Here is a 12,053-nt window from a genome sequence, read left to right on the forward strand (position 1 = left end):
ACTGCGATCGCTCCCTACTAAAAAATTATGTGCCGATTTTTTTGAATATACGCTATTCAAAGATGTGTTATCACTGCTTAAGCACATTGAACTTGTGTGACTTTGATAGTAACGAAGAGCAACGATTGCTACGGTAATTACACATACAGTACTAAGGTATAAAAGTTTCATAATTAATAATTGATAAAAAATTAGGGACAAGTCTTTCAAATGCACAAAATTAAATGTTTATTAGATATTTGTACAGTAACTAATTTAATCTCATTCAACTACAGATAAAAGTCATGTAGAGTATATGACTAAAGTCATATCTTAATGCTCGCAATGTCGTGTAAGCAGCGCTCAAGTTTCAACGTTTTGACCAGATGCTACTTGCAAAACTCTCTCCGCATCTACATCATGATGCTCAGCCGAGCGTAGCAGTGCATCTCGCATCTCTAATGTCAGTTTTGCTCTAGAGCCAGCACGCCGCCAACCTGCATCATCACGAATTAGCAGTTGTAGCACATCTGGTCGAGCATAGTGTCCTGTGGCATCGATAATACTGCCCACTTCCTCCACTCTCAAATTAGTAAACCAACCAGTTGGTTTGCAATAATTGTATATCTGATTATGGCAGGTGTAAAAAAGATGTGACTCAAAGCTCCAGGGATAAGGATTCCCAGGTAGAGCCTGGGAAGAAGAGAACGGTAGAATCAAAAACCGAAATTAACTTTCCCGATCCAAACGCAGAACTGCCATAAAAGCTTCCTGCGGGACATCTACCGTACCCACAGACTTCATCCGCTTTTTACCTTTTGCCTGTTTCTGCAAGAGTTTCTTCTTACGGCTGATGTCACCGCCATAGCACTTAGCAAGAACGTCTTTCCGTAATGCTGGAATGTGTTCGCTGGCAATAACCTTGCTGCCAATGGATGCTTGGATGGGTACTTTAAATTGATGGCGGGGAATGAGTTCTTTCAGTTTTTCCGCCATCGATCGCCCAACACCGTAAGCTTTATCGCGGTGAACAATCATTGCCAAGGAATCAACTGGATCGCCATTGATGAGAATATCCAACCTGACTAGGGGATTTTCTCGGTAGCCAATCAACTGATATTCCATGCTGGCATAACCCCGAGAGCGAGACTTCATTTGGTCAAAAAAGTCGGTGACAACTTCTGCCAAAGGTAGTTCGTATGTCAATGTAGTACGCCCTTGGGTGAGGTATTTCATATCCTTAAACACACCACGCCGATTTTGTGCCAACTCCATCAAAGTACCAACGTAAGTTTCCGGCGTAATCATATCTACCTGAACGTAAGGTTCCTCAATTTTTTCCCGTTCGTTAGGTGAAGGTAAATGGCTGGGGTTATCTACGTAAATTTCCTCACCTTTAACGGTTGTCACCTTATACACTACTGACGGAGCTGTAATGATGAGATCCAAGTCGTACTCTCGTTCTAAGCGTTCTTGGACAATTTCCATGTGCAACAAACCCAAGAAGCCGCAACGGAAACCAAAACCCATCGCACTTGAGGTTTCGGGTTCAAAATGCAATGCAGCGTCATTGAGTTTCAGTTTGTCCAATGCTTCGCGCAAATCTTCAAATTTGTCAGCATCGATGGGGAACATTCCACAGAACACCATTGGGTTGGCTTCTGTATAGCCAGGTAACGGTTCAGTTGCTTTGGCACCAGAGAGGGTAATAGTATCTCCCACCCGTGCATCTGCCACTGCTTTGATGGCTGCAGATAAGTAGCCCACTTCTCCCGCGTGTAATTCATCCACTTGCTTTTGGGTGGGAGAAAGTACTCCTACCTCATCAATTTCGTATTCTTTGCCAGATGCCATGAGGTAGATGCGATCGCCCTTCTTCAATCTACCATCCATGACCCGGAAATAAACAATCACCCCCCGGTAGCTATCATAATAGCTATCAAAAATCAATGCTCTAAGACGCTCATCTACCGTATTTTGTGGTGATGGTATCCGCTCAACAATTGCTTCTAAAATCTCCGGCACGCCGATGCCTTCCTTAGCTGATGCCAAAATTGCACCACTACAGTCCAAACCGATAATTTCTTCGATTTCCTTAATAACTCGGTCTGGTTCTGCCCCTGGCAAATCAATTTTATTCAGCACTGGTATAATTTCCAGGTTATGCTCTAGAGCCAAATAAACATTTGCCAAGGTTTGAGCTTCCACACCTTGAGAAGCATCCACGACAAGCAGTGCGCCTTCGCAAGCTGCAAGAGAGCGGGATACCTCATAGGAAAAGTCTACGTGTCCCGGAGTATCAATAAGATTCAGGACATACGTCTGACCATCTTTTGCCTTATAATTCATACGGGCAGCTTGCAGCTTAATGGTAATGCCGCGCTCCCGTTCAAGATCCATGTTATCGAGAAACTGTTCTTTCATTTCTCGCTGCTCCACAGTACCAGTCACTTGTAACAAGCGGTCAGCGAGGGTAGATTTCCCGTGGTCTATGTGAGCAATAATACAGAAATTGCGAATGCGAGATGCGGGAACGTCAGTCATATACTTCTTTGCTTTAGAGGCAACAAGGAATAAAAGAGCAATATACTTTAACGTATTGTAATGCTTTCTTTGCTTCGACGGGGAGTAACCACCTGACCATCAGCCATTAGCCATTAGCCATTAGCCATTAGCTTTTTATCAAATGACAAGTATTAAGCAATTAGAGGCGTACAATAAACAACAAGTGCGATCTACAGACTAAAAGGGATGAGTTGTACTCGCGATTCGCCCTAATGTCTGAAGAGAGCCTGTTTACAAGTTGAGTCAAAAGATCGAGAGTACATCATTGTTATGAATATGAAAGAGAAATCTGCCGAGACGGAACACAGAGGAGCCGATAAGGTAGAAATAGCAATTCGCCTGGACTCTGAGTTACTGGAGCAAATTCAGCATTTAACCAACGATCCTAGTAAAGTTATTGAAGTGGCAATTCGCCAATGGTTGAGAGGTGATACGCCAAGAGATGATGAACTCACACGCACGCCGATACGCAAACCCTTACCTCCTCGGGGTGAGTGGAATGACTGAGGTGAAGATAGATGAAAAATACCTAGGAAGGTTAAAAAAATGTAAAATTTTACGAGCTAAACTTTAGAACAACCTAAAACTAAATCTCAATTATGCTAAAGCTGTAAAAATTTATGCCAAACTTTATGCAGCGACTAGCAAAGATTTATTGGGTTGCCCTTGATATGTATCCAACTCGAGCCATGAGTATTACTGCTAACTCACAACGGTCAAATCCATTGTCACAAAATTCAGAAACTACTACCAGTAACACTAATGGCTTGTGGGCAAATTTAGGAGCCGAGTTGGTGTACACGCAAGAGAGAACAGGACGCTACCTGACTTTTTACTGGCAACACAGCGAAAGAGTTGGGTTAAGTGCGGAGACGTTACTTGATGATGCCAGTACAAAGCAAGTCTTTGCTCCAAAGGATGAAGCTGCCTATTTAGAAAAGTTGCAGCGGATTTTGACAACTTTGGTGCCGGAAAAATATCAATGCTGGTTTAGCTACGGTGAGCAGTTGTTTGAGTTGGAGTTGATCGTCAGTCCAATAATGTCTTCTGTGGGAAGTGCCCCAACAACTGTTTTAGTGATGGGACGGCTCTTGCAAGAAGTGACAGCAAATCAACCAGAAAACTTGACACCTCAAAAACCCGTAGTACTAAATTCAGTCTTGCGTTCCCATCGCCACCAAAAATTGATCAATCAAATCACCAGAAATATCCGGCGGACATTAGACTTGGATATTATTTGGCAGCAAACAGTGGATAGTTTGGGGAAAGCGTTACAACTAGAACGTTGTATTATCTGCCCGTATCACTCGTCTAGTACTAAGGTACAGGTAACAGCAGAATACCACCAGTCAACCAGAAGCTCGATGCTGGGCTTGGAAATAGATTTTGCTTCTGAGTCTGGCTTTGCTCGGGCAATTTCAACTCTGGAACCAATTGTGGTAGAGTCGCCTCAACACCCTCAACTAGAACAGCAAAAAATGTTGGTGATTGCCACGTGTTACCAGGATCAGCCGAATGGGTTAATTGCTGCAACTCTTCGCGATTCAGGTTGTGTCCTCGCAGCAGATGACCTCGATTTGGCAAAAGATGTCGCAGATCAACTCGGAACGGCGATCGCTCACGCAACTTTATACAAAGAATTAGAAGCAGCACGTCAGGAAGCCGAACAAGCGACTCGCCGTATTCGAGATTTCCTTGCCAATGTCACTCATGAATTGCGAACCCCGCTCAACGGTATTATCGGCTTCTTAAAACTGATTTTAGAGGGCATGGCAGACGATCCCGAAGAACAGAAGCAGTTTCTACAAGAAGCACATAAATCATCATTATATTTGCTTGATATTATTAATGATATTTTAGATATTGCCAAAATCGAAGCAGGCAAAATGGAATTGGAGCTGCGTTCGGTGACACTAGATGAATTATTTAGTGATGTAGAAAATTTTATGCGCCCTCAAGCAGAGGGGAGAAATCTGAGTTTCCGAATGCAAATGCCAGCCACGTCAGATGAAATTATTGTCCAAGGCGATTACCAGCGCTTAAAGCAGGTGATGTTAAATTTAATTGGGAACGCCATTAAATTTACCCATGAAGGGGGTATAACAGTCAGCGCTGATGTTGTTCGCAAAAAAGTCACTTTCCAAGACCGACAGTTACCCGGTATGGTACGTGTACGTGTAGCAGATACGGGTATTGGAGTTTCTTTAGACAAACAAGACAAACTGTTCCACTTATTCAGCCAAGTAGACGGCTCTCGTACCCGTCAATATGGTGGTACGGGTTTGGGGTTGGCGATATCTCAAAAGCTGGTGGAGGCGATGGGCGGTGAGGTGAATTTTTACAGCTTAGGTGAAGGGCTTGGCTCAACAGTAACCTTTACAGTCCCGTTATATCAGCAACCGCTTATAATTTCAACCTCGGATGGCGATACGCAAGATTAGGGATGCGTGGATTTTGGATTTTGGATTTTGGATTTTGGATTTTGGATTTTGGATTTTGGATTGCGTTGGTAACGGTAAACCCCTAATTAAATCTAGTAGGATTGTTTTAGTAGCAGCAGTAAAAATAAAAAATAAGGAGTAGGTTTGTCGTAAGCGCTTTGTAGCACCCTTACAATCAAATAACTAACTCCCTACTTTTAACTTACGAGGTTTAAAACTATGGAAACTATGGCACTCACACCTGACAATGTTGAAACAGTTTTAGATGAAATGCGTCCCTACCTCATATCTGATGGCGGTAACGTGGAACTTGTAGAACTGGATGGTCCCATTGTCAAACTGCGGTTACAAGGTGCTTGTGGTTCTTGCCCCAGTTCTACTATGACTCTCAGAATGGGTATTGAGCGTCGCCTTAAGGAAATGATTCCAGAAATTGCAGAAGTGGAACAAGTGTTGTAGCGACTGGGGATTGGAGATTGGGGACTAGGAATGATTGGTTTGTCGTTTATTGTGACGAGGCATGGGTTGACTTAAATGTGTCGTGACTCTATGTAGTAGGCTAATGATTTAGAACCCCATATCGCTAATAACAATTCCCAATCCCCAATTCCCAATCCCTAATTACTACCTATGTCTCATCCCCTCTACGTTGCTTTTATTTGGCATCAACACCAGCCGCTGTATAAATCTCCTGATAGTGGCGTTTCGGGATCTAACTCCCAACAATATCGTTTGCCTTGGGTGCGTTTGCACGGTACTAAGGACTACTTGGATTTGATTTTGATTTTGGAACGCTATCCCAAGTTACACCAAACGGTGAATTTGGTTCCATCTCTGATATTGCAACTAGAAGATTACATTGCTGGGACTGCTTTTGACCCCTATTTGGAAGTGAGTTTGACACCCGTTGAACAACTCACTGACACGCAACGAGAATTTATTATACAACACTTTTTTGATGCCAATCACCACAATTTGATCGATCCACATCCTCGCTATGCTGAGTTATACAATCTTAGACAGCACAAAGGACAGGCTTGGTGCTTTTCTAATTGGGGATTGCAGGATTACAGCGATTTGTTAGCTTGGCACAATTTGGCATGGATCGATCCTTTGTTTTGGGACGATCCGGAGATTGCAGCTTGGTTAAAGCAAGGTAAGAATTTTACTCTTGGCGATCGCCAGCGGATTTACTCCAAGCAGAGAGAAATACTCAAGAGAATTGTCCCTACTCACCGGAAGATGCAGGAGACGGGGCAGTTGGAAGTCACAACCTCGCCCTATACCCATCCTATCTTGCCCTTGCTAGCTGATACCAACTCCGGGCGCGTAGCAGTGCCTAACATGACCTTACCAAAATATCGGTTTCAGTGGGCGGAAGATATTCCCCGGCATTTGCGAAAAGCCTGGGATTTATACGCAGACAGATTTGGACAAACACCACGTGGTTTGTGGCCTTCAGAACAGTCAGTTAGCCCGGAAATATTACCGTATATTATTAATCAAGGTTTTAAGTGGATTTGCTCAGATGAAGCGGTTTTGGGATGGACGCTAAAACACTTTTTCCATCGCGATGGAGCAGGTAACATCAAAGAACCAGAATTGCTGTACCAACCATATCGCTTGCAAACTCCTGTAGGGGATTTAGCGATCGTGTTTCGCGATCATAGATTATCAGATTTAATTGGCTTTACCTATGGTGCCATGTCTCCCAAACGAGCAGCCGCAGATTTGGTAGGGCATTTACAAGCCATTGCGCGGATGCAAAGAGAAAAACAACCGGAACAACCTTGGTTAGTTACCATTGCTTTAGATGGTGAAAATTGTTGGGAATTTTATCCAGAAGATGGCAAACCTTTCTTAGAAGCTCTGTACCAGAGTTTTACAGACGAACCACACTTAGAACTTGTTACTGTTTCAGAATTTATCGAAAAGTTTCCCCCAAGAGCAACTATTCCAGGAGAAAAATTGCACAGTGGTTCTTGGGTAGATGGTAGCTTTACAACTTGGATTGGCGATCCTGCGAAAAACCGTGCTTGGGATTACTTAACACAAGCCAGGATAACCTTAGCTAGTCACCCAGAAGCAACAGAAGAAAACAATCCCGAAGCATGGTCCGCTTTGTATGCAGCAGAAGGTTCTGATTGGTTTTGGTGGTTTGGTGTAGGGCATTCCTCAAATCACGATGCTATCTTCGATCGCTTGTTTCGAGAGCATTTGTATGGCATATACAAAGCTTTAAATGAACCCATACCCTCTTATCTGCGCCAACCAGTAGAAATTCATGAAGCAGTATCAGATCGCCGCCCGGAAAGTTTTATCCATCCCGTTATTGACGGTAAAGGTGACGAGCAAGACTGGGACAAAGCCGGACGTATCGAAATAGGCGGAGCGCGGGGTACGATGCACAGTAGCAGCCCCCTTCAGCGACTTTGGTATGGAGTGGATCACCTCAATTTTTATTTACGGGTAGACTTTAAAACAGGTGTGAAACCAGGGCAAGATTTGCCACCAGAATTGAATTTACTGTGGTTTTATCCAGATCAACCCATGAATAACAGCCCTATTCCCCTAGCAGAAGTTCCCGATATTGCACCAGTGAACTACCTGTTCCACCACCACTTAGGGATTGATATGCTCACGCAATCAACTTATTTTCGAGAAGCAGGAGAACATTATCAATGGCATCCCCGCTTCAGTCGAGCGCAAGTTGCTTTAAACAATTGTTTAGAGATAGCAGTTCCTTGGGCAGATTTGCAAATTCCGCCAGATTATACTTTGCGCCTAGTTTTAGTTCTTGCAGATGAAGGGCGTTACTGCACCTACTTTCCAGAGAATGCTTTGATTCCTATTGAGGTGCCTTAGAAATTACCAACCATCATTCCCCCATTTCTCGTTCCCTGTACCCCCTATTCCTCGTTTCCTCGTTCCCAGGCTCTGCCTGGGAATGCCTTCCAAGGGAGGCTCCGCCTTCCTTATTCAGTTAATTGAGCTTGAATCCCTCCTTCCGCACCCTAACTGTCACAAACGGTAATTACTGAGTGAAATCTCCACAAAAAGAATAAAAATATACTGTTTTTCTTATAAAAACAGGTCAGAAAGTGTTAAAACTGAGATGTCAGTGACGGTTGCCCTACTCTGGATATTTTCTAGAGCCATGTAAAATTCGCAAGATTTCTACTCTTTCTCCCTTGACTCGGTATACAACAAAATAAGGAGTGCTGCCAATAACTAGCTCCCTTGTTCCTGCAACACGACCAACCTTTCCCATGATAGGAAAAGAGGCTAGTTGATTCACTGCTGCCTGAATTTTCATAATGGTTTTGACTGCTGCGTCAAGATTGTCAACAGAAATGTATTGATACGCCTGCTCTAAATTTAGCAGTGCTTTCTTAAGCCATCTAACTTGCATCAGTTAACCTTGCAAACACTGCTTGTACTTCCTCCTCACTAGCAAAATCTCCTGCATCTGCTTCTGCAATACCTTTGTGAATTTCTTCTATTTGCCAATGGTGAATCTCCAGATACAAGTTAATTGCTTCGTTAATCACATAGCTTCTATCTCGATCCATGCCTGCAGCGATCGCATCTAGCGTGACTCTTTTATTGCTATCAAGGCGAAATGTAACATTCTCTTTGCTCATAGCTATTTGTTTGTTCTCAAAATAACACTCATAACATTATTATGCAATACAATACATTGCAACGCAATGCAATGCATTGTATTGGAAAAGAAGCGCTTACCCTCTGTTGTCGATAACTTGTTCATGTAGTCGTGTATAACAATTGGCAGTAAGCTGTTTATTTATGGCGTTTTTCACGAGCTACTATGGCAACCATTAACGATAACTACCTCAAGTTAAAAGCAGGTTACTTGTTCCCTGAAATTGCACGACGGGTTAATGCCTTTGCAGAAGCCAATCCTGATGCCAAGGTGATTCGATTGGGCATTGGTGATGTGACGGAACCTTTGCCCGAAGCTTGTCGTACAGCTATGATTAAAGCTGTGGAAGAAATGGGCGATCGCTCTACCTTTAGAGGTTACGGACCAGAGCAAGGCTATGCTTGGTTGCGGGAGAAAATTGCGGCTAAGGATTTCCAAGCACGGGGATGCGAGGTTGATGCTGGTGAAATTTTTATCTCCGATGGTTCTAAGTGCGATAACGGCAACATTCTCGATATCTTGGGCAATGACAACGTTATTGCAGTGACTGACCCCGTGTATCCTGTATATGTAGATACTAATGTCATGGCAGGGCATACTGGTCCAGCCAACGATAAGGGTGAGTTTGAAGGCTTAGTTTATTTACCAATTACTGCTGAAAACAATTTCACTGCAGAAATTCCCTCCCAAAAAGTTGATTTAATTTACCTTTGCTTCCCCAACAACCCCACAGGAGCAACTGCTACTAAAGAACATCTTCAGGCATGGGTGGACTATGCTAAAGCACATGGATCTATCATTTTCTTTGATGCAGCATACGAAGCCTTCATTACAGATCCAGAAATTCCCCACTCCATTTATGAGATTGAAGGAGCAAGAGACTGTGCGATCGAATTTCGCTCCTTCTCCAAAAATGCAGGCTTCACCGGAACGCGTTGTGCGCTAACTGTTGTACCAAAAACACTCAAGGCAAAAGCCAGCGATGGTTCCGATGTAGAACTGTGGAAGTTGTGGAATCGCCGCCAATCCACCAAGTTTAATGGAGTTTCTTACATAGTACAACGTGGAGCCGAAGCAGTTTACTCAGAGGAAGGACAGGCGCAAACAAAGCAGCTCATCAGTTTTTACATGGAGAATGCCAGAATTATTCGCGAGAAACTGACAGCTGGTGGGTTAGCAGTTTACGGTGGCGTGAATGCGCCCTACGTTTGGGTGAAAACCCCCAATGGTTTATCCAGTTGGGACTTCTTTGATAAATTGCTGCACACCTGTAACGTTGTAGGCACACCTGGTTCTGGTTTTGGTGCAGCGGGCGAAGGTTACTTCCGCATTTCCGCTTTCAACAGTCGGGAGAACGTTGAGGAAGCAATGAAGCGAATTACTGAGAAGTTTAAGGTGTAGGGATGACCGTTATTCAGTATTAACTCTGATGATTAAATTGTGTTACCTACTATAGGCTCAATCTACAGCTTCTAAAGATTTTGGTGGGCAATGCCCACCTTAGTTTTGCTATTTTATAAAGGTAAGGTAATTGATTGGCAAGAAAACATAACTATTGTCAAGAAAAGTTTTTATACGTAATTTGGAAATTAGTAATTCCTCAATATTGATTTTTTTAAAGGATAAAAAGTATATGAAAGCTTCTGAAACAAGCCTGCGTAATCTTATAGAGGGTGGTAAACAATTTAAAATTCCTCTTTATCAAAGACCTTATTCATGGGATTCCCAGAATTGGGAAACACTTTGGGATGATTTAATTAGTTTATATAATGAAGAGACAGAAGTGAACCATTTCTTGGGCCCCATAGTAACGCTTGCCGTTCCTGGTACGCCCGATGGAATATCTCCATATATTGTTATTGATGGACAACAAAGGCTAACAACTCTTTCTCTGATACTAATAGCTCTAAGAGATTATCTTAAAAAAGAAGAATCTAAATTAGCTGAAGAATTACAAGAATGCTATTTAATTAATAAATTCAAAGAAGGGGATGCTCTTTATAAAGTTGTCCCCACACAGGCAGATCGTGAATTTTATAAACAACTTGTTCAACAAAAGCCGATAGATAAGCGGGGTCGAATCTATGAGGCTTATAAGTTTTTTAGTAAAAAATTGGAGAAAGGAGAACAAGGTGAACAAGAAGGTACGTCTTTTGATGTTGCAAAATTAAAAAAAATTATTTTAGAACAACTAACCCTTGTTAGTATTACCTTAAATGATGATGATAATGACAATCCATATCTTATTTTTGAAAGTTTAAATTACAAGGGTGCGCCATTAACTCAAGCAGACTTAATCCGTAATTATTTCTTCTTAAAGTTGCCTGAAGAGAAACATGACGAAATCTACTATCAATATTGGCTACCCTTGCAAGAAAAGTTTCAAGCAGTAGCTGGAGATAAGTACCTTGATGAAATGACTTTAGCCTGTTGGCAATATTTGCGTAAGGATGGTAACTCTGTTAAGCGAAGCCAAATATATCAGAACTTTAAACAAGTCTTTGAAAAAAAGAAGCTACAACCTTTAAATGAGCTTCAGACCCTTATTAAATTTTCAACATATTACACACATATTCACTTTTACAAAACAGAGAATGAACCTAGATTGGCAAGATGGTTTAAACGATTTAAGCGGTTAGATTTTACGATCTGCTATCCTTTGCTCATTAACCTCTATCATGATTACATAAATAAAAATATTTCTTTATCAGCATTTGAACAGGCATTACGCTACATAGAATCATACTATGTACGTCGATTACTATGTGGTATGCCATCTAATGCATTAGACAAAGTTTTTATCGCCTTGTATCGTCAAATACATGAGCAGTGGTCAGGAGAATTGGTAGGTACTCTACGTCAGATATTACTGAGTTTGCAACGAACTCAAGTTTGGCCTGATAATAGTTCATTGAAAAGAAGTATTATTGAAGAACGATTGTATACTGATAGACGGAACGATCGAGTGAAGTTAATTTTAGAAAGTCTTGCTGAACATTTATCCAAAGAACAAGTTAACCCTGAAAATCTCACTGTAGAACATATCATGCCACAAACATTGACTGATGAATGGAAGGCTATGTTAGGCGCGAATGCAGAGCAGTTACATGAGCGATGCCTTCATACTTTGGGAAACTTAACTCTTACTGCTTATAATTCTGAGTTATCCAATAAACCTTTTGCTGAAAAATTGGATTATCTAAGTGATAAGAGTAGTTTTGTTTTAAATCATTATTTTAGGAAAGTAAACGCTTGGAACGCATCTGAAATTCAACGTCGTGCTGAGGAGCTAGCTGAAATAGCTATTCACGTTTGGCCCAGGTAGCTTGATGGTAGAAGCAAAATTAAGTTGGTAGTAAACCAGGATTGTTAATTTGCTCGTCAAGCTGAGGTATTTCGAGAGC

The 12,053-nt window shown here is 42.0% G+C and carries 10 protein-coding genes; 6 read left to right on the top strand and 4 right to left on the bottom strand.

What is annotated here, in order from left to right:
• Positions 1-342: 342 nt before the first annotated feature.
• On the bottom strand, positions 343-552 hold the full coding sequence (locus F7734_RS23775) for a hypothetical protein (RefSeq protein WP_155746955.1): 210 nt from the start codon (positions 550-552) through the stop codon (positions 343-345).
• 156 nt (positions 553-708) lie between these two features.
• On the bottom strand, positions 709-2,523 hold the full coding sequence (gene lepA / locus F7734_RS23780) for a translation elongation factor 4 (RefSeq protein WP_155746956.1): 1,815 nt from the start codon (positions 2,521-2,523) through the stop codon (positions 709-711).
• Positions 2,524-2,814: 291 nt separating this feature from the next.
• Between lepA and F7734_RS23785 the strand changes: the two genes are divergently transcribed.
• The 4 genes from F7734_RS23785 (at position 2,815) to F7734_RS23800 (ending at position 7,850) form a co-directional block, all read left to right on the top strand.
• Complete coding sequence (locus F7734_RS23785) at positions 2,815-3,051, top strand: hypothetical protein (RefSeq protein ID WP_155746957.1); 237 nt, start codon at positions 2,815-2,817, stop codon at positions 3,049-3,051.
• 182 nt (positions 3,052-3,233) lie between these two features.
• Positions 3,234-4,985: an ATP-binding protein gene (locus F7734_RS23790; RefSeq protein WP_155746966.1), complete on the top strand. Its 1,752-nt coding sequence runs from the start codon at positions 3,234-3,236 to the stop codon at positions 4,983-4,985.
• Positions 4,986-5,213: 228 nt separating this feature from the next.
• Positions 5,214-5,444, top strand: coding sequence for a NifU family protein (locus F7734_RS23795; protein WP_155746967.1), 231 nt, complete (start codon positions 5,214-5,216; stop codon positions 5,442-5,444).
• 171 nt (positions 5,445-5,615) lie between these two features.
• On the top strand, positions 5,616-7,850 hold the full coding sequence (locus F7734_RS23800) for a glycoside hydrolase (protein ID WP_155746958.1): 2,235 nt from the start codon (positions 5,616-5,618) through the stop codon (positions 7,848-7,850).
• Between the two features lie 268 nt (positions 7,851-8,118).
• Here F7734_RS23800 and F7734_RS23805 read toward each other — a convergent pair whose 3' ends face one another.
• Both F7734_RS23805 and F7734_RS23810 read right to left on the bottom strand, forming a co-directional pair.
• Positions 8,119-8,397, bottom strand: coding sequence for a type II toxin-antitoxin system RelE/ParE family toxin (locus F7734_RS23805; RefSeq protein ID WP_155746959.1), 279 nt, complete (start codon positions 8,395-8,397; stop codon positions 8,119-8,121).
• Positions 8,387-8,629, bottom strand: coding sequence for a CopG family transcriptional regulator (locus tag F7734_RS23810; RefSeq protein WP_155746960.1), 243 nt, complete (start codon positions 8,627-8,629; stop codon positions 8,387-8,389). Before F7734_RS23810 ends, F7734_RS23805 begins: the two co-directional genes overlap by 11 nt.
• Positions 8,630-8,814: 185 nt before the next feature.
• Here F7734_RS23810 and F7734_RS23815 point away from each other — a divergent pair, with 185 nt between their 5' ends.
• Positions 8,815-10,050, top strand: coding sequence for an LL-diaminopimelate aminotransferase (locus tag F7734_RS23815; RefSeq protein ID WP_155746961.1), 1,236 nt, complete (start codon positions 8,815-8,817; stop codon positions 10,048-10,050).
• Between the two features lie 232 nt (positions 10,051-10,282).
• Positions 10,283-11,974 carry a DUF262 domain-containing protein gene (locus tag F7734_RS23820; RefSeq protein ID WP_155746962.1) on the top strand — a complete coding sequence of 564 codons (1,692 nt, stop codon included), beginning with the start codon at positions 10,283-10,285 and terminating at the stop codon, positions 11,972-11,974.
• Positions 11,975-12,053 lie beyond the last annotated feature (79 nt).

The sequence above is a fragment of the Scytonema sp. UIC 10036 genome (assembly GCF_009725235.1).

What these genes read in the sequence shown, in the direction of transcription:
- F7734_RS23805 (WP_155746959.1), bottom strand. Translation starts at nt 8,397, where the DNA reads ATGCAAGTTAGATGGCTTAAGAAAGCACTGCTAAATTTAGAGCAGGCG.
- lepA (WP_155746956.1), bottom strand. Translation starts at nt 2,523, where the DNA reads ATGACTGACGTTCCCGCATCTCGCATTCGCAATTTCTGTATTATTGCT.
- F7734_RS23820 (WP_155746962.1), top strand. Translation starts at nt 10,283, where the DNA reads ATGAAAGCTTCTGAAACAAGCCTGCGTAATCTTATAGAGGGTGGTAAA.
- F7734_RS23790 (WP_155746966.1), top strand. Translation starts at nt 3,234, where the DNA reads ATGAGTATTACTGCTAACTCACAACGGTCAAATCCATTGTCACAAAAT.
- F7734_RS23815 (WP_155746961.1), top strand. Translation starts at nt 8,815, where the DNA reads ATGGCAACCATTAACGATAACTACCTCAAGTTAAAAGCAGGTTACTTG.
- F7734_RS23785 (WP_155746957.1), top strand. Translation starts at nt 2,815, where the DNA reads ATGAATATGAAAGAGAAATCTGCCGAGACGGAACACAGAGGAGCCGAT.
- F7734_RS23795 (WP_155746967.1), top strand. Translation starts at nt 5,214, where the DNA reads ATGGCACTCACACCTGACAATGTTGAAACAGTTTTAGATGAAATGCGT.
- F7734_RS23810 (WP_155746960.1), bottom strand. Translation starts at nt 8,629, where the DNA reads ATGAGCAAAGAGAATGTTACATTTCGCCTTGATAGCAATAAAAGAGTC.
- F7734_RS23800 (WP_155746958.1), top strand. Translation starts at nt 5,616, where the DNA reads ATGTCTCATCCCCTCTACGTTGCTTTTATTTGGCATCAACACCAGCCG.